We start from the raw sequence: 17,149 nt of genomic DNA, 5'->3' as shown, positions 1-17,149 counted from the left end.
CTTATTTTTTACTTGCATCGAAGAGGCTTTTCTTTTCTTCGGTAGTGAGGCTCTCGTATCCTGACTTTTTCAGCTTATCGAGAATGCGGTCCACCTCATCCGATTGCGCTTTTTTCCGGGCATTATAATCATAGTCTTGTTCGCGGCTGTAATTGCCATAATGCACTTTCATTTTGGGTTTACGCTTCCAGTTTTTTTTATAGAAAAGAGAACTCACTCCGTCTAATATTCTGTTTATCCAAACAGTGATATCTGTGCCTTTACTCAGACTGGCGGCAAACCAGAGACCTGCCAATGCACCACCTAAGTGGGCGATGTGTCCTCCGGCATTACCGGAAGTGATGAACAACAGATCTGTCAGGACCACTATTAAGGCCAAATATTTTAGGCGTATAGTACCAAAAAGAAAAAGGCGTACGGGATAGTTGGGCTCTCGATAGGCGGTTGCCACCACGATGGCAAGTACGGATGCGGATGCACCTACCATTGTCGATACTTCCACCATGGGACGGAAATAAGGAAACAAATTATAGGAAATCATGTACAATAATCCTCCGCATATACCTCCCAAAATATATAAACCGCGTAAATGCTTGCCGGAAAAGAAGTAAAGGAATAATTGACCAAACCAATATAGCCAAAGCATATTAAACAGAATATGCATAAAACCGGCATGCATGAACATATAAGTGAACAGTGACCACGGTTGCAGGATAAACCGGGTAAAGGAGGCCGGAAGTGCCAACAGTTCGAATATTCCGGCAGCGCTTCTATTGAATAGTTGCAATAGAATGTTTATCAATGCAGTTGCTACAAAAATCCCTACATTGATGTATATGAGTTGTATAAAGACATTTCCTCTGCGAAAAGCTTCTTTAAGATCAGTTATAATATGTCCCATGATCATTGTTTTTTTTCTTCCAATACATAATCAGAATAAAACCGAATATCATTCCTCCTAAATGGGCAAAATGAGCTACATTATCATTAGGATTATTGGCAAATCCGGAATATAGTTCGATTAAGGCATATCCGATGACAAAATATTTGGCCTTGATAGGAAATGGAAGCGGGAAAATGAACAATTGTTGATTAGGAAATAACATTCCGAAACCTAACAGGATCGCATATACGGCTCCTGAGGCTCCTACGGTATTCATCATATTCAGGTATTCGCTCATCGGTATTGTCCCGCTAAAAGTCTGGACCATGGAATATCCCGATAAGACAGTCTGGTATTCAACGAATTGTACGATCTCCTGGATAATTCCTGCACCGATACCACAAAGAATATAGTAGAATAAAAAACGTTTCGGCCCCCACACTTGTTCGAGAATGCGTCCGAACATCCACACGGCGAACATATTGAAGAAAAGGTGAGTGAATCCTCCGTGCATGAACATATAGGTTATCAACTGGGCGGGATTAAAGTCTTCGGCCATAAAAAAATGCAAACCTAAATAGTTTGCGAGATCTATACCATAACTTTGTGCAACGATTGTTCCTAAATAAAACAGTACATTGATAATTATCAGGTTTTTAGTAACTGTAGGCATCATATATTTGAATCTCTTTTATGCTAATTTACGAGTAATGGTTGCAAAAATACGAATAAATTCTGTTTTAAAGCAGAAAAATGAATCCCTATTAGCTCTTTTTCAGCAAATTGATGCGTTTTTTTGATGTTTTTATTTGATATATTGTTTTGTTAGTCTATATTTGTGAGGATTTTACGTCGTCTATCTTTTTGTGTAACACATATATTAATTAATCATTTACGAATTATGAATAAGGCTGATCTTATTAATGCTATCGCAGCTGAGTCTGGTTTGAGCAAAGCTGACTCAAAAAAAGCACTTGATGCTTTTGTGTCTTCAGTTACTGGCGCTTTAAAAGGTGGTGACAAGGTTTCTTTGGTTGGTTTCGGAACTTTCTCTGTTTCTGAGAGAGCTGAAAGAACCGGTATTAACCCTTCTACAAAACAAGCTATCACTATTCCGGCAAAGAAGGTTGCTAAGTTTAAAGCAGGTGCAGAACTCTCTGAGGCTGTTGAATAAACTATATAGTTGAAAGATTTTAAAAAAAGGGGGCGTGCTAACGCCTCCTTTTTTGTATCTTTGCGCGCAGAAAATAATTGTAAGCTATGAATATAGAGAATAAACTTGTAATGTCCGTAATAAGCGGACTGAAAGCTCTTTATGGTCAGGATGTTCCTGCCGTACAGGTGCAATTGCAGAAAACGAAAAAGGAATTTGAAGGACATCTTACCTTGGTTGTATTCCCTTTCCTGCGTATGTCGAAGAAGGGACCGGAACAAACTGCACAGGAGATCGGTGAGTACTTACAAGCTAATGAGCCGGCAATAGCTGCTTTTAATGTGATAAAAGGCTTTTTGAATTTGACAATAGCTTCTTCTGAGTGGATTGAATTGCTGAATATGATTCATGCTGACGAACGGTATGGTATAATGGCTGCCGATGCTGATTCTCCACTGGTGATGATTGAATATTCTTCACCTAATACGAATAAACCCCTACATCTGGGGCATGTACGCAATAATCTGCTTGGAAATGCATTAGCCAATATTATTATGGCGAATGGCAATAAGGTCGTAAAAACCAATATTGTAAACGATCGGGGTATCCATATCTGTAAGTCTATGTTGGCCTGGAAACTTTATGGTAATGGTGAGACTCCCGAATCATCCGGTAAAAAGGGAGATCACTTGGTTGGGGATTATTATGTCTCTTTCGATAAGCATTATAAAGCGGAAATAGCTTCGCTGATGGAGAAGGGCATGACGAAGGAAGAGGCGGAGGCAGCTTCTCCACTGATGAATGAAGCCCGTGAAATGTTGGTGAAATGGGAGGCGGGAGATCCTGAAGTACGTGCTTTGTGGGCTATGATGAATAATTGGGTGTATGCCGGATTTGACGAGACTTACCGTAAGATGGGAGTTGGTTTCGATAAGATATATTATGAGTCGGATACTTATCTCGAGGGAAAGGAAAAGGTAATGGAAGGATTGGAAAAAGGTTTCTTCTATAAGAAAGAAGACGGTTCGGTATGGGCTGATCTTACGGGAGAAGGGCTCGATCATAAGTTGCTGCTACGTGCTGACGGTACTTCTGTGTATATGACTCAAGACATCGGGACAGCCAAATTGCGTTTTGCCGACTATCCCATCGATAAGATGATTTATGTGGTGGGTAATGAGCAGAATTATCACTTTCAAGTGCTCTCTATCCTGCTTGATAAGTTAGGATTCGAATGGGGTAAAAGCTTGGTTCATTTCTCATATGGTATGGTCGAACTTCCGGAAGGTAAGATGAAATCACGGGAAGGAACAGTGGTGGATGCCGACGATCTGATGGAAGAGATGATTGCAACTGCTAAAGAAACCTCTCAGGAGCTTGGTAAACTGGATGGATTGACACAGGAAGAGGCAGATGATATTGCCCGCATTGTCGGTTTAGGTGCATTGAAATATTTTATCCTTAAAGTGGATGCCCGCAAGAACATGACATTCAATCCGAAAGAGTCCATCGATTTTAATGGAAATACCGGGCCGTTTATCCAATATACCTATGCACGTATACAATCTGTACTTCGTAAGGCGGCAGAGAACGGTATCGTTATTCCTGAGCAACTTCCTTTAGGAGTTGAATTGAGTGAAAAAGAAGAAGGATTAATCCAGATGGTAGCTGATTTTGCAGCAATTGTTAAACAGGCCGGGACAGATTACAGTCCGTCTGTTATTGCCAATTATACTTATGACTTGGTGAAGGAGTATAATCAATTCTACCATGATTTTAGCATCCTGCGCGAAGAGAATGAAGCGGTGAAGATATTCCGTATCGCATTATCTGCCAATGTGGCTAAGGTAGTACGTTTGGGAATGGGCTTACTGGGCATTGAAGTGCCGGCCAGGATGTAAGAGTTGATGTGAGCTAATATAGAACATACGGGAATTCTTCAAGTAAGATTGACTTGCTGAAGAGTTCCCGTATATTGTTTTTATTCCAGTTAGTGTTTTAAGTGAAGTTAGAAAGACTTTTTTGACAGGGATGAATGATGTTTCTGATTATTCTTTCTTGTGTAAGTACCAGTCAGTGTTTTCATTACCATTACTTTTTACCCAATTTGTGAAATTCGGATAAATCTCGTCAATTCGTATGCCTTCATTTGAGCAGTCGAAGTCTTTGATGTTAGGCAAATGTATGGCATAAGGCATGTTGTCTTTAGAGATATAATACATTTGTTGGCTCTCATCGGTCAGATCATTTCCTTTTCCAAAATGGCTGCTGTCTGCCCGTTTAGTGGGTACATAATTGGGAAGATGCAGTTCTTTACCTCTTTCATTCAAGGCATTGATAATGATAAACGGATTATAAGGGGGGAGCATGGCTGCTGATTCGATCTGTGGAGTTCCGAAAGTTGTAGTGACGGTAAACTTACCTTTTTGTTTTACAGCTTGCTTCATGTTGTCTGCAACAATAATAATGGCATTGTCATTATCTGCTCTTTCCTCCAAACCTTTATTGTCAAACTGGAACAGGGGGCTTGCTGTGAATGTATAGTTCTCATAAGCAATATTTACGGCAGTTACTTTATCGGGAGTAACTGATAGGCGGTATCCGAATCCGTTAAAATTATTGTATCCGGCGCCATCCCAATAGGGAGTGAATTCGTCTATAGTAGAGGTAATCCGGTTTTGCATATTCTTATATACTCTTGATTGATAGTATACCACTACGTCGTTCAAGTCATAGTCTCCTTGATCTGGCCATAGATCTTCAAAAGCGAGCAATCCGAAATAGGTTGTATAGTTATCCTCTTCGGAAGGACCCGGATCTTCTGGCTTTTCCAATTCAGCCATGTTGCTCCCATCAATAGCTCCTTCCACATCTGCATGACAATACATAATAACGTCGGTATAGTTAGGTCGCTGGCTTTCCAATGGTCTGTCTTCTATCCCTATGGTAACCGAGCTGTTGGCCTTATCAAAAATAGCGATTGTGTGCTGATTGTTTTCATCGCCGTTTTTGGTATTGAGTGCATTGACGGAGTAATAGTTATGATTTCCACTGGAGTGGCCGATATTTCCTTTGATAAAAGCACTCGAAGAGACTCCCCAACCAATAGTAACTCCTGCTGGAAATTTATCTTCGAATTGATTGGTTTCCTTATTCCAATAATGTAGTTGTATCGTACTTCCACAAGAGATACCTGCCGATACAGGGAAAGCAATAATTTTTTGTATGTCGTTGACAGAACTTGGTAGCTGTCCGGTGGGGTAGGTATAATAGAGAATCGTATTACTTACTGAAGGTGCATATTTTCCTATCATAGCCAAGTTCACCTTTGTTTCCTTTATAATGGGAATGCCTGTTTCTACTCCCGGTGTGAAATATTGTGGAAAATAACTTTGCATTTCTTCTTTGTATGGAGATGTAGTAGCTTTGGTAATGTTGTATAGTTCGTTTTCCGGGAAGATGAAACGCTCCGATAGTAAATAGCTGGGGTAACCGGATTCGTTCCAATTTCCTAATACCAGCATATCGGAAGGATAGGTGTATGTCGTGGCTCTGGTGTTTCCGCTTCTGTTTTTGGGGTCTTCTATGCCAGCAGAAATCCTGCTTGCAGTAACCTCTGTCTCTATGAAAGGTACACCTACATACGGTGAGTAGATATAGGCTTTCTTGATATAGGCTGGCAGGGTCGTTTCTCCTTTCAGTATGCCTTTGGCATCTGTTATACCGCGATAGATCGGCTCAATATCTTTCTTTGTACTGATCCCATCGTTTTCTTCAAAAGGGTTTTCGCTGTAAATTTCTATCGATACAGTATAGTCCTGCAAGCCTAAATCTATGTCTATCGGACAATTAAGCGTAGTTTGAAAATCGAAATAATCGCCTTTTACAGGCTTCTCGGGAGCTTGTGATAAATCTACATCTTTTACGCAAGATGATAAACCGAACAGTAATATACTACTGGCGCAGAGGAGTCGGGTCGTAATTTTTTTCATATATATGTTATTTGATTTGTTTGCTGCTGCAAAGATAATAAGAAATAGATATAAAACACTGAAAATGAGTAAAAAATAAGAGACATTCTACAAAATGAGAATGTCTCTTAGAAAAAATCTTATTATGTTATTTCTTTTTTGCTGTCCGTCCCTTTTTAGGAGTGGACGTTGCTTTTTCGCTTTGCAGCTTGATAATCTCCAAACAAGTTTTCAGATTCAAATCTGCGGGAACCACATCTTTAGGGATTTTATAGTTACTTCCTTTATAAGAGATATATGGTCCGTATCTTCCGTTCAGTATTTCCAGTTCCGGTTCTTCGGCGAATTGCTTGATGTGGCGTTTGGCCTCTGTGGCTCTCTTCTCTGTGATAAGTTCGATGGCTTCTTCAAGCGTAATGGCCATCGGATCGAGTGTCTTAGGCAGAGATATGTATTTACCGTCATGGCGTACGTACGGTCCAAAGCGTCCTGTACCTATGCTTACTTCTTTATCCTCGTATTCGCCAACGACACGCGGAAGTTTAAACAAGTCCAATGCTTCCTGAAGAGTGATCGTTTCCATTGACAGGCCCTTCTCCAAACGTGCAAAACGGGGCTTTTCTTCCGAATCCGTACTGCCGACTTGTACGACAGGTCCAAAGCGTCCGATTTTGACCGATACTACCTTCCCGGTTCCCGGTTCTTCACCCAGAATACGTTCACCTACTTTATGTTCTGTTTTAGTAGCTAATGTCGACTCTACCGAAGGATGGAATCCTTTATAGAAGTGTTTCATGATTGCTGTCCATTGCTTCTCTCCGTCTGCTACCTCGTCAAACTCTTTTTCGATATTAGCCGTAAAGTTGTAGTCCAGAATATTTGAGAAATATTCGTTCAGGAAGTCATTCACTACCGTTCCGATATCGGTAGGCAGTAATTTTGATTTTTCTGCTCCTACTATTTCGGTATGTATGGCATCACTTATATTTTGGCCTTTTAGTGTCAGTATATTGAAAGAGCGTTCCTCACCTGCTTTGTCTCCTTTCTCTACATACTCGCGTTGCTGGATAGTAGAGATAGTAGGAGCATATGTGGAAGGACGGCCGATACCTAATTCTTCAAGTTTGCGTACGAGACTGGCTTCTGTGTAACGCGGCGGACGTTGGGTGAAACGTTCGGTAGCGACAATATCATTGTGCTCGAGCACCTGTCCTTTTTTCAATGGAGGAAGCAGATGGCTTTCGTCTTCCTGTTCGTTTTCATCGTCATACGATTCTTTATAGACGCGAAGGAAACCGTCGAAAGTAATAACTTCTCCGGTTGCTGTAAACACATCATCATTGGTACTGATACCGATGGTTGCAGTTGTCTTTTCCAGTTCGGCTTCTGCCATTTGTGAAGCGATGGTACGTTTCCAGATCAGGTCGTACAATCTTTTTTCCTGTGAGGGTGCTTCTACGGTGGAGTTTTCCATATAGGTAGGACGGATGGCCTCATGCGCTTCTTGTGCACCTTTGGTTTTGGTGGTAAAGTGGCGCGGATGCACGTATTGTTCTCCCATCATGTTGATGATAGCCTGTTTGCTACCTTCAGTTGCATATTCCGACAAGTTGACCGAATCGGTACGCATATAAGTGATTAATCCGGCTTCGTATAATTTTTGTGCCAACATCATGGTTTGTGCCACTGTATACCCCAATTTGCGGGCCGCTTCCTGTTGCAGAGTCGAGGTTGTGAATGGTGCGGCCGGGCTTTTCTTTATCGGGCGTTTGGTAATATCTTCGATTGTGAATATAGCATCTTTGCAACTTTCCAAAAATGCTTTGGCTTCTTCTTTTGTCTTAAGGCGATGAGCCAGTTCCGCTTTCATTTCTGTCAGTTTACCGTCAGTGTCCGGTACGAGGAATATGGCGATAACGCGATAAGACGCTTCGCTCTTGAATGCCTGTATTTCCCGTTCCCGTTCTACAATTAGCCGTACGGCTACTGATTGAACACGTCCGGCGGAAAGAGCCGGTTTGACTTTCTTCCACAATACTGGAGAAAGTTCGAAACCGACGATACGGTCGAGGATGCGTCGTGCCTGTTGTGCATTGACCAGGTTGATATCGATTTCGCGTGGATTCTCGATGGCTTTTAATATGGCATTCTTGGTGATTTCATGAAAGACGATTCTCCGGGTCTGTTCCGGTTTTAGTTTCAATACCTCATAAAGATGCCAGGCGATGGCTTCTCCTTCGCGGTCCTCATCGGATGCTAACCATACAACGTCTGCTTTCTGGGCTTCTGCCTGTAGTTTTGTTACCAACTCTTTCTTGTCTGCCGGTATTTCATAATTGGGCTTGAAGTTTTTATCGATATCGATACTGAACTCTTTCTTCTTCAAGTCTCTGATATGACCATAGCTGGAGAGTACTTTGAAATCTTTCCCCAGAAATTTTTCAATGGTTTTTGCTTTTGCTGGAGACTCGACAATAACAAGGTTTTTCTGCATAACTTTTACTTTAATTAAGAATGCCGAGAGTGGTGCTTTTCTAAGTTTCAACTCCCATTTATTCTGAAATTCGCCGACAAAAGTAGAAAAAAACATTTTCCTTACCTTATAATATAGAGAGAATCTGTTCCTTTTTTGCAAAAAAAGACTTTTTTTAGGAGTCAGGGAAGCGAGGAGACGAGATTTTTTAGTAATGGACAAATCCCGGAATAGAGTGCAATACAGCTTTATCGTATCGGTATCGAAAAGCGTGGCGGTGCGAGGGTGGGACCGCTGCTGTTTTGTTTGTCAAAAACTGCTTCACGGAGAATTTCGTATATCAATCCGCCTACGTCCAATCCAAGTTTGAATTTCTCAAAGCGGTAGTAAGGAATCACGATCGGCACTGTTTCCCAACGCCCTCTCATAGCATTATAATAGCGCTGTGCCCCTACTTCCATACTGAATCGGTCGGACATGTCGACGGACATGGTGGCGCCGTATCGGTGGGTGCTCATCCCATAGGAGTTTCCAATATCATACGAGCCGAAGAACTTGAGGGTAACTTGATCCGAAGGATGATAGAGCAAGGCTCCCGAGGTACTGAATGCTTGTCCACTGATGTGGCTCATATTTATTTTCATAGCATTGACGCTCAGTTGTAATGCCAGTTTGGGATTTAAAACATGTTGGTAACCGAGAGAAGCGTTGTTGAAGCGTCCGATTCCCGGTAGACTTGTCTGTGTTCCGGAACCGAAGAAAGCTCCGTGGCGGAATTGTTTTATGATGCCGTCTGTTTGATAGTCTCCCCGAAAGATCGGGGAGGGATTGGTATAATAGGGCAGATAGATTTCCTTTTTCAGTGAGATTTCAGGTGGATGATTCATAGGTTTGTATGGATACGCATCGGACGGATACAAAGGATAAGTGGCTCTCTCCATAAACGGATCGGGTGGAAGAAGCTTAAATGAGGTTCGGGAGGAGGTATGTATGCTGTCGTTGATCATGTGTGTACTATCTTCCTGGGCAGAGAGCGACAGCGAAACCGAAATCAGCAGGAGAAACATGCCTAAACGGATTGAAAGACACGATATATCGGCTTTTTGTATCATATGCTTTTACCCTCCTTTGTTTTTGTGAGTTTTATGTACAAAAATAACTAAAATATTCTGAATAGCAAATAGTTAGTCTGTTTTTTGATTCTGTTGACAGGCGCTTTGTAGGGAATTTCCTTTTCGAAGAAACAGAATATGGGAATGGTACATAATAAAACACCCTTTGCTTTTGAAGTGCAGAGAGTGTTTTATCGTACCTATATTAATGAGAAAGTGATTCTGTTTAGAATTGGAAACTCAGTCCGCCTACGAAATTGATGCCTTGGGTCGGATAATCCAGGTAGTACTGATACTCCTTATTCAGTAAATTGTCTGCTTTGGCGTAGATGGAAACGCCTTTGAACAGGTTATAAGTCGCCTTTAGTCCAAGGTTACTGACAGCCGGCAGTTTGGCTCCGGTAAAGAAATAGGGTTCCGTCCGGGAGATATATTGATAGCTGATGTTCAATGACAGTGCATGGATAGGGCGCGCTTCTATCTGCAATCCGAGTTTAAACTGAGGTTTCATTAATAGGGCGTCGTTATAATTGACTGTTTCCGAATCGACGTTAGGATCGTCGGCATCCCAATGATAATAAGTAGCATCGGCAGCGAAAGAGAACAAATCCTTATAAGCATAACTGATTTGTGCTCCGGCATGGAAATTGTAACTGTCCGTTTGCCCGTAATCTGTAAATACGCCTCCCTGGCCACCGGTTATGTCACTCATGTATGGGTACAGGTCGTTTTTCAGATTCTGGTATCCACCAAATAAGTCAAACCAAAGTCCGTTCACCGGACTGGCTTTGAAACCGATACGGGCATTGACCTGTTCATACGTGTCTGTAATGGGGTGTGAGAAACAAGCGTATGGGTTTATCTGCTCCAGACGACGGAAATCGTTCAGCAATCGTCCTCCGGTTGCTCGGGCATAAAGTACATAGCTGTCTGAGAAAATGTAGGCAAGATCAATATCGGGAGAGACATAAAAACTTTTGCCGTTTTTGAAAGACAGGTCTACGTTAGCTCCGATATGAAGTCGCCAACTGTCGTCATTCAGTTCATAATATGGGTTTAAGTTTACCGTGGTACGGTTGTGGAATAACGTTTCTTTGTAGCAGCTTCCCATTTGTCGCGGATCATAAAGGAGGTTATCCATTTCTACAGCGATACTAATCAATTGTTCTTCGTTGATCATTCCCGTTACATTTCCTTTGGTACGAACTTGGGTTTCGGTGACTCCTAATTTATTTATCGCCGGGAAGCCTTGTTGTCGGTTGTACAACAACAGATTCGTTTCTGCCTGAAATTGAAGCGGTAATGTTTCGTCGGTCGACTTTAATCCGACGTGCATATCACCGGAAGTAAACTTCTGTTTATTGAAGATGGAATACGGGCGATAGTTGAAGTTGCTCAGTCCGAAGTGTCCGGCTATGTTCAGATTCATTCGGTTGAACTGGTGCAGGTAATCGATGCCTGCTCGTGTACGGTAGTAAAATGCATCCCATTCATCTGGCTTTGAAGTGCGGTAAGAAGGCATGTCCAATGTTCCTTTCATTCCCGCCATGTTGAAATTCACATTCAACTTATCCCGGTCGGAAAGGCGGAAAAGGTAATTGGCATAAGCGTCCAGATTATTGTAATTACCGTATCCTAAGCGTACATATCCCGGATGACTCGTGGCTTGTGTCTCTTTTCCCGTATAGGCCTGCATGGTTCCTGCCGGGATATTCGAAGCCGGTGTGGAACTGACAGCATATTCCACCTCTTTTTTATTAACTACGGGCTCTTCTACTTTCGGCAGAACATTCACCTTAGCGGCATCCATGATAATGGGATTGTATTCCTGCTCCACCACTACCGTGCGGTTTAGGGTAGTATCTTTTGGCTGGGTTTGTGCCTGTACTAATGAAGGGATGGCAATAAAGACCATTCCCAAGAAGATATATTGATTACGTTTCATACTTCGTTACTTATTAAGTTTTTCCAGTCTGCTTTCAATCATACTTTCGATATCGTCATTGGCATGGTAATTCTGTTGCAAGCTCAACAAGTATTGGCGTGCATCCAGTTTTTTATCCATGGCTACGTATACATCCGACAACAGGACGAAACTCCGTGCCAGCCAATAAGCATGTGGGGTGCTCCGTTCGATATAATCGAGTAGTTCTTTCTCGGCTGCTTCGTATTCTCCGGAGATGTAATATTGCTGGGCTACCAGGTATTTAGCTTCCGCACCGTAAAGGTTTCGGGTATCTTTGGCGAGTGCTTGTAAGTCGGCCAGTGCCTTTTTATCTGCCTTCTGATTCATATATGCCTTGGCACGATAGTAGAGAGCCTCGTTGCCCAATTCCGGAGTCAGTTTGGCTTCGGCCAGCAGATCGGTTGCTGCATGAATGGTTTCCGTATCATCTTTGATGAGATAGGCACAGCGCAGCATTCCTGTTTCGGCCAATAGGCGGCGGTCGGCTGTGGTTGCCTTTTCTTTCAGCATTTTATACGAAGCCAATGCATCGGCAAACTGTTGCATGTTGAATTGTACCTCTGCACGCATCACCAATGCCTCTTCTGAGAACGGATTATCCGGATATTCCAGTAACTTGCCCGAATGAAGCAGAATCATATCGTAGTTTTTCTGTTCTTTGCCGATGAGACAGAGATAATAATGGGCATTCAGACCGAAAGCCCCTTCAGGGAATGTTTGCAGGTATTTATTGAAACTGCTCTTGGCTTCTTCGATGCGGCCACGTCCATAAATCTTCTCGGCAGCAATGTAAGTCAGTGAATCCTGTTCGCTCGCATCGAAGCGGATATTGCCGGGCATGGCAGCCGCCAACGCTGCGAATTCGTCGATACGGTTCATGTCTACATAGATGGATTTGAGGTCGAGCATGGCCAGGCGGGCCTCTTCACTTCCCGGATATTTATTGATCACCTGTTTATAAGCCTCGATGGCTTGGTCGTAGTTCCCGTCCTGATAGTACAGCAATCCGATTTCGGCGGCGGCTTTTCTTCCGACCGGACTTTCGGGGTATTTGCTTAACAGATCTTTGAAAGAGGAGATGGCTTGACTGTTATTGTCCATCAGTACGTATGAACGTCCTTTTTCATAAAGGGCGCTGACTGCATAAGGGGATGAAGGGTACTTCCCGACCAAGCGGTTCAACAAGGTTATTTTTCCTGAATAATCTTTCTGTAATCCCGAAACAAGGGCAAGCTGATAGAACGAATAGTCTCCCGAAGGTGTCCCCATGTTTTCTGCCTGAGCATAATATTGCTTTGCTTCATCAAAACTGCGTTCGTTCAGGAAGCAGTCGCCGATGCGGTTGTAAGCATCCGCCAAGGCCGTTCTGTTTTCGCCTTTTTCCAGTTGTATGTATTTAAGGAACCAGTTTCGTGCTTGTGCGTAGTCTTTCTGGTGGAAAGCAGTATAGCCCAGGTTATAGTGTGCCAGTGCATACATTTCGTTGTTTGTCTGGCGCGTCAGTTGCAGGTATTCGTTGAAGTTGCGGGTGGCTTCCTGCATCCGGTTCAGCCGGTAGTAAGATTCGCCACGCCAGTAAAGGGCATCCGCCTTTATCTGTCGGTTATATTGGCCGATGGCGATAGATCGGTCGAAATACCCGATGGCCTGTTCAAAAGAAGCATTGGCAAAAGCCTGCGTACCCAGTTGGAACAGGATTCTTTGTTTGGCTTCCAGAATGCGTGCACCCGGATGTGTGATACGGTCAATCGATTTTAAAGCTGCATCGTAACTGCGGGTGTTTAGATAGACCTCCACCAGATAGTTGCTTACCATGTCGGCATAGGCAGAATTCGGGAACTCGTTTAAGAACTTCTCGAATACGGTGACCGACTCTCCGAAAGCGGAGTAGGACGTCTCATGGATACACAGCGCGTAATTGTAGGCTGCCTGTTCTTTGATCTTCATATCGGCATTGGAGGCGGCTGCCTGCTCGAAAGCCATGCGGGCTTTATTCTTCTCGGCCAGTTGCAGATAGGCAAGTCCCATATGCAGATAAGCATTTTGCGTCAGGGCATCATTAACGGTGGTTACTTCTCCCAATGTTTCGGCGGCCTTGGAGTATACGCCTATCTGAAAATAGGAGAGTCCCAACATGTAGAGAGCGTCCCGGCGGGGAGAAGCATCGCTTTCAAGATAGCTTTCGAATGCTTTGATGGCTTCCTGATATTTACGGAAATGATAAGAAGCGTCTCCCAAAATACGGTACATTTCGGCGGCATGTTCGTTTTGCGGATAAGCCGACAGGTAATTTTGCGCTACTATTTCCGCTTTGTCGTAGTTTTTCTTGACGATGTAAATCTCGGCTATGTAATAAGGTACCAATGCTTTGTATTTCGGGTCGTCTTGCAAAGGCAGAAATCCCGCAAGGGCCTCGTCGTAACGTTTTTGAGTATAACGGATGTATGAGATGTAGTAAGCACAATCTTTTTCATATTTTTCGCTGCTGGCTCTCAGTGTCTCAAACCAGATAGCTGCCTCTTTCAAGTTTCCTGTTTTCAAATAACAGGTAGCCAGGAGGTAGGTCATATCATCGCGTTCGGTGTTACTCAGTTGGTCGAGCCGGGAAGAGTTGAGAAGTGCCAACGCTTCGTCGTATTTCCCTTCGTAGAAATAGCAGGCCCCTAACAGTGCATAAATCCGGTTGGCATAAGGAGTGTCCGGATGCTGTTCGAGATAGTCTCGAAGCAGGGTAATACTGTTTTTATCTTTCAGTTCGTAGGCCGAACATACAAGCATATACTCTGCTTCTTCGCGAAATCGGGTAGCAGGTTCCTGTTTCACAAAAGCTTTCAGGGAGGCAGTTGCCGCTGCATAATTTTTCTGTTCGAACAGGTATCTTCCTTCCTTATATAAATTGGCAGGCGAAGTGATCTTTTCGCTGGTTTGTGCCGAAGTAATGATAGGTGCACAACATATCAGGGCACATATAAATCGTGAAATTTCTCTTTTCATAATTTAGTGTTTTGGCAAAAGTACTTGTTTTTGTAGACTTTACAGCAAACAACTCTTTAGTTTTACAGGTTTTAACGTCAACGGGAAGAAAATGTTTTTGTTATCTGACAAAATATCTTTGTGAGGGAGTTGTTTCTGTAATCCGATCGGATAAGCATATAGTTGCTTAAAACCGAAGTAGAGATCTTGGAATGAAAAAGTTACTTAGAAAAATTAAACGAGTGTTTGGATTGTAATGTTTTGGTTTATAGTGATTTATTGCTTCTAATTCTAAGAGTGCAAGAGTCTGTATTTATCTGGATGAAAAGTCTATGCTTTTACTATGTAAGAGTATAGAGGTTTGTAGTGCTTAAGTGTATACTTTTGCATCACAAAGATTGGAATGTTAAATCAGAAGGTTAATAAGGTTAATGCAGATAAAGGAATAGGTGGATATTAGCGCTTCTCATTTAGGATTATACTTTATCTTAGAAACACCTCAACTGTGGGAAGAAGTTTAAGATGAAGGATAAATTTCTCATTTTTCTTTATTTGGAGAAGGGAAACTTCTGTAAAGCCGGTACAATAATAAAGAATCAAAGTAAGTTGTGGCTGAAATCGAAGAAAAAGCCGAATGAAGTTGTTATATATGTAAACTTTATCTATATTTGCACCATGAGAAAAGAAAGAGAAATATTATACTATGAGAATTATTTCATAGACTTCTTTATGTCATTAGAAAATGGCGCAAAGAAAAAAATCTCTTATGTGCTCGATATGCTTAAAACACAAGAACGGCTTAACAAGAATTTCGTTAAGCTAATTCGTGATGGTGTTTACGAGTTGAGAGCAAGCCATAATGGAAATATTTATCGGGCTTTCTTCATCTTTGATGATGGGAATATAGTAATGCTATTCAATGGATTTCAGAAAAAGACGCAGAAAACGCCGGATAGTGAGATAGAAAAAGCATTAAAACTTAAAAATGAATATTATGCAAGCAAACCCTAAGATTGGAAGCATGGATGCCGTATTAGATAAATTGTACGGTAAGGTTGGCTCACCTGAAAGAGAGGAGTTTCGCAAAGAAGCATACTCTTACTGTGTGGGGCAGATAATCAGTAACGCGCGGAAACAAGAAAAAATGACACAATCCGAATTGGCTGAAAAAGTAGGAACTAATAAAACTTATATATCAAGAATAGAAAAGGGAGTTATAGAACCGGGGGTTGGTTTGTTTTTTCGTATTATTGATGCGCTTGGGCTTAAAATTGAAATTGTAAAACCGATCATGTAGGCAAGGGCCGGAATACTAAACTGTTGCAATAGAAGTCTCTCCCCAACTCTCTCCGTGGGAGAGGGGGTATAGATACTCTTGTTTGTTAATTAGTTACAGAACTTACTTGGCTCCCTCTCCTATGGAGAGGGTTGGAGAGAGGCTTTTTCGACTTCCGAAACCGGTAATTTTGCATTGTGAAGATTGATAATGATAAATGGAAAATAAGAAGATATGAAAGTAGTTGATTTGACACATGAGAGTTTTGCCGAGAGAGTATCGGATTTTCAACAATATCCCAATGGTTGGGTATTTAAAGGCAACAGGCCTTGCATCGTTGATTTTCATGCTCCGTGGTGTATTTATTGTAAAAGATTATCCCCTGTTCTTGATGAACTGGCAGTAGAGTACGATGGTAAAATCGACTTTTATAAAGTGGACGTTGATCAAGAACCTTTGTTGGAATCAGCCTTTTCCATCCGTACCATTCCGAATCTCCTGTTTGTACCGGTAGAGGGTACCCCTTGGATGAAGTTGGGGACAATCGGAAAGCCTCAATTAAAGAAAATGCTCGACGATTTGCTGGCCGGGATTCATGAATAACTCGGAGAGTTACTGTGAATAAACATGTCCAGTCCTTTCCGGATAGAATCCAATCCGAAATCTTCCGGGTGTATTTCCATAAGAGGAACGAAAAATGCATCAGCTGCATCGTCCATAGCGGCGATGTGGCTGGTATCTTTTACTCTGCAGAGGAAGAACATGTCCAATGTATGAACCGGGAATCCCGAATAAACGTAAATGTTCGGTAGCGTAAACAGATAGGTCGTTTTTTCTACTTTGAGTCCTGTCTCTTCCAGTACTTCACGGGCCACTCCTTCTTCTCCGGTTTCAGTCATATCAATAAATCCACCGGGGAGGTCAAGCGTGCCTTTTGCGGGGGCTTTTGCCCGGCGGCATACAAGCAATTCGTTTTTCTCATTCAAAATCAATGCAACAGTGGCGGACGAGGGATTGAAGTAGTATATAAACCCGCAATCGGCGCATTGTTTGGATTTCTCATTATGTACCTTAAAATGCTCCGAACCGCATTTCGGGCAATATCTGAATTGGGATAGAGGATGTTCCATGTCTGATAAAGATTGATTCATTGCTGCTTTTTTGATGTGTATTCAACAAATACTTGTTGCAAAAGTATTTTATAAAATGGAGAAAACAAAAGAATAGGCTATAACATTTAAGGAAAGTTGATATACGCCTGTATGATGGATTTTATCTATCAAGGCATAGAATTATTCGATTGGACTTTTTTTGTTCTTCCGGTAGCCATCGCCTTATCTTT

13 protein-coding genes are annotated in these 17,149 nt (G+C 42.2%); 5 read left to right on the top strand and 8 right to left on the bottom strand.

Annotation, left to right across the window (positions count from 1 at the left end; genetic code table 11):
* Nucleotide 1 precedes the first annotated feature (1 nt).
* Nucleotides 2–901 carry a rhomboid family protein gene (locus RB604_RS03030; protein ID WP_005928608.1) on the bottom strand — a complete coding sequence of 300 codons (900 nt, stop codon included), beginning with the start codon at nt 899–901 and terminating at the stop codon, nt 2–4.
* Nucleotides 882–1,556 (bottom strand): rhomboid family intramembrane serine protease, encoded by a 675-nt coding sequence (locus RB604_RS03025; protein ID WP_025819228.1) that lies wholly within the window; start codon nt 1,554–1,556, stop codon nt 882–884. The genes RB604_RS03030 and RB604_RS03025 overlap by 20 nt, the downstream gene beginning before the upstream one ends.
* A 228-nt stretch (nt 1,557–1,784) precedes the next feature.
* On the opposite strand from RB604_RS03025, the gene RB604_RS03020 reads away from it, so the two are divergent.
* Nucleotides 1,785–2,057, top strand: coding sequence for an HU family DNA-binding protein (locus RB604_RS03020; protein WP_005928615.1), 273 nt, complete (start codon nt 1,785–1,787; stop codon nt 2,055–2,057).
* 86 nt (nt 2,058–2,143) lie between these two features.
* Nucleotides 2,144–3,937, top strand: a complete 1,794-nt coding sequence (gene argS / locus RB604_RS03015) for an arginine--tRNA ligase (RefSeq protein WP_007479780.1) — start codon at nt 2,144–2,146, stop codon at nt 3,935–3,937.
* 147 nt (nt 3,938–4,084) lie between these two features.
* Here the strand turns inward: argS and RB604_RS03010 are convergent, their stop codons facing one another.
* The 5 genes from RB604_RS03010 to RB604_RS02990 all read right to left on the bottom strand — a co-directional run bounded on the left by RB604_RS03010 (nt 4,085) and on the right by RB604_RS02990 (nt 14,552).
* The gene (locus RB604_RS03010) at nt 4,085–6,028 is read right to left on the bottom strand and encodes an LruC domain-containing protein (RefSeq protein WP_055293769.1); all 1,944 of its coding nucleotides are present in this window, start codon (nt 6,026–6,028) and stop codon (nt 4,085–4,087) included.
* A gap of 127 nt (nt 6,029–6,155) precedes the next feature.
* Complete coding sequence (topA, locus tag RB604_RS03005) at nt 6,156–8,501, bottom strand: type I DNA topoisomerase (RefSeq protein WP_025819229.1); 2,346 nt, start codon at nt 8,499–8,501, stop codon at nt 6,156–6,158.
* A 227-nt stretch (nt 8,502–8,728) separates the two neighbouring features.
* Nucleotides 8,729–9,592 (bottom strand): hypothetical protein, encoded by an 864-nt coding sequence (locus RB604_RS03000; protein ID WP_007479783.1) that lies wholly within the window; start codon nt 9,590–9,592, stop codon nt 8,729–8,731.
* A 226-nt stretch (nt 9,593–9,818) separates the two neighbouring features.
* Nucleotides 9,819–11,537, bottom strand: a complete 1,719-nt coding sequence (locus tag RB604_RS02995) for a TonB-dependent receptor (protein ID WP_055293767.1) — start codon at nt 11,535–11,537, stop codon at nt 9,819–9,821.
* A 6-nt stretch (nt 11,538–11,543) separates the two neighbouring features.
* Nucleotides 11,544–14,552, bottom strand: a complete 3,009-nt coding sequence (locus RB604_RS02990) for a tetratricopeptide repeat protein (RefSeq protein ID WP_005928632.1) — start codon at nt 14,550–14,552, stop codon at nt 11,544–11,546.
* Between the two features lie 654 nt (nt 14,553–15,206).
* On the opposite strand from RB604_RS02990, the gene RB604_RS02985 reads away from it, so the two are divergent.
* The 3 genes from RB604_RS02985 (at nt 15,207) to RB604_RS02975 (ending at nt 16,410) form a co-directional block, all read left to right on the top strand.
* On the top strand, nt 15,207–15,542 hold the full coding sequence (locus tag RB604_RS02985) for a type II toxin-antitoxin system RelE/ParE family toxin (protein ID WP_025819230.1): 336 nt from the start codon (nt 15,207–15,209) through the stop codon (nt 15,540–15,542).
* Nucleotides 15,526–15,828, top strand: coding sequence for a helix-turn-helix domain-containing protein (locus RB604_RS02980; RefSeq protein ID WP_005928638.1), 303 nt, complete (start codon nt 15,526–15,528; stop codon nt 15,826–15,828). Before RB604_RS02985 ends, RB604_RS02980 begins: the two co-directional genes overlap by 17 nt.
* Before the next feature lie 213 nt (nt 15,829–16,041).
* Entirely contained in the window at nt 16,042–16,410 is a 369-nt protein-coding gene (locus RB604_RS02975) for a thioredoxin family protein (protein WP_055293765.1), read from the top strand.
* Here the strand turns inward: RB604_RS02975 and RB604_RS02970 are convergent.
* The gene (locus RB604_RS02970) at nt 16,401–16,937 is read right to left on the bottom strand and encodes an NUDIX domain-containing protein (protein ID WP_055293763.1); all 537 of its coding nucleotides are present in this window, start codon (nt 16,935–16,937) and stop codon (nt 16,401–16,403) included. The genes RB604_RS02975 and RB604_RS02970 overlap by 10 nt on opposite strands.
* Between the last annotated feature and the right edge of the window lie 212 nt (nt 16,938–17,149).

Origin of the sequence: Bacteroides salyersiae (genome assembly GCF_031172035.1) — a bacterium.
Classification (GTDB): domain Bacteria; phylum Bacteroidota; class Bacteroidia; order Bacteroidales; family Bacteroidaceae; genus Bacteroides; species Bacteroides salyersiae.
The sequence above is the reverse complement of the archived record's forward strand: the minus strand, read 5'-3'. Positions and strand labels throughout refer to the sequence as shown.

Bases quoted from the DNA above. Each gene is read 5' to 3' on its own strand.
- RB604_RS02985 (WP_025819230.1), top strand. From the start codon at position 15,207: ATGAGAAAAGAAAGAGAAATATTATACTATGAGAATTATTTCATAGAC.
- RB604_RS02975 (WP_055293765.1), top strand. From the start codon at position 16,042: ATGAAAGTAGTTGATTTGACACATGAGAGTTTTGCCGAGAGAGTATCG.
- RB604_RS02995 (WP_055293767.1), bottom strand. From the start codon at position 11,537: ATGAAACGTAATCAATATATCTTCTTGGGAATGGTCTTTATTGCCATC.
- RB604_RS03030 (WP_005928608.1), bottom strand. From the start codon at position 901: ATGGGACATATTATAACTGATCTTAAAGAAGCTTTTCGCAGAGGAAAT.
- argS (WP_007479780.1), top strand. From the start codon at position 2,144: ATGAATATAGAGAATAAACTTGTAATGTCCGTAATAAGCGGACTGAAA.
- RB604_RS02970 (WP_055293763.1), bottom strand. From the start codon at position 16,937: ATGGAACATCCTCTATCCCAATTCAGATATTGCCCGAAATGCGGTTCG.
- RB604_RS02990 (WP_005928632.1), bottom strand. From the start codon at position 14,552: ATGAAAAGAGAAATTTCACGATTTATATGTGCCCTGATATGTTGTGCA.
- RB604_RS03010 (WP_055293769.1), bottom strand. From the start codon at position 6,028: ATGAAAAAAATTACGACCCGACTCCTCTGCGCCAGTAGTATATTACTG.
- RB604_RS03020 (WP_005928615.1), top strand. From the start codon at position 1,785: ATGAATAAGGCTGATCTTATTAATGCTATCGCAGCTGAGTCTGGTTTG.
- RB604_RS03025 (WP_025819228.1), bottom strand. From the start codon at position 1,556: ATGCCTACAGTTACTAAAAACCTGATAATTATCAATGTACTGTTTTAT.
- topA (WP_025819229.1), bottom strand. From the start codon at position 8,501: ATGCAGAAAAACCTTGTTATTGTCGAGTCTCCAGCAAAAGCAAAAACC.
- RB604_RS02980 (WP_005928638.1), top strand. From the start codon at position 15,526: ATGCAAGCAAACCCTAAGATTGGAAGCATGGATGCCGTATTAGATAAA.
- RB604_RS03000 (WP_007479783.1), bottom strand. From the start codon at position 9,592: ATGATACAAAAAGCCGATATATCGTGTCTTTCAATCCGTTTAGGCATG.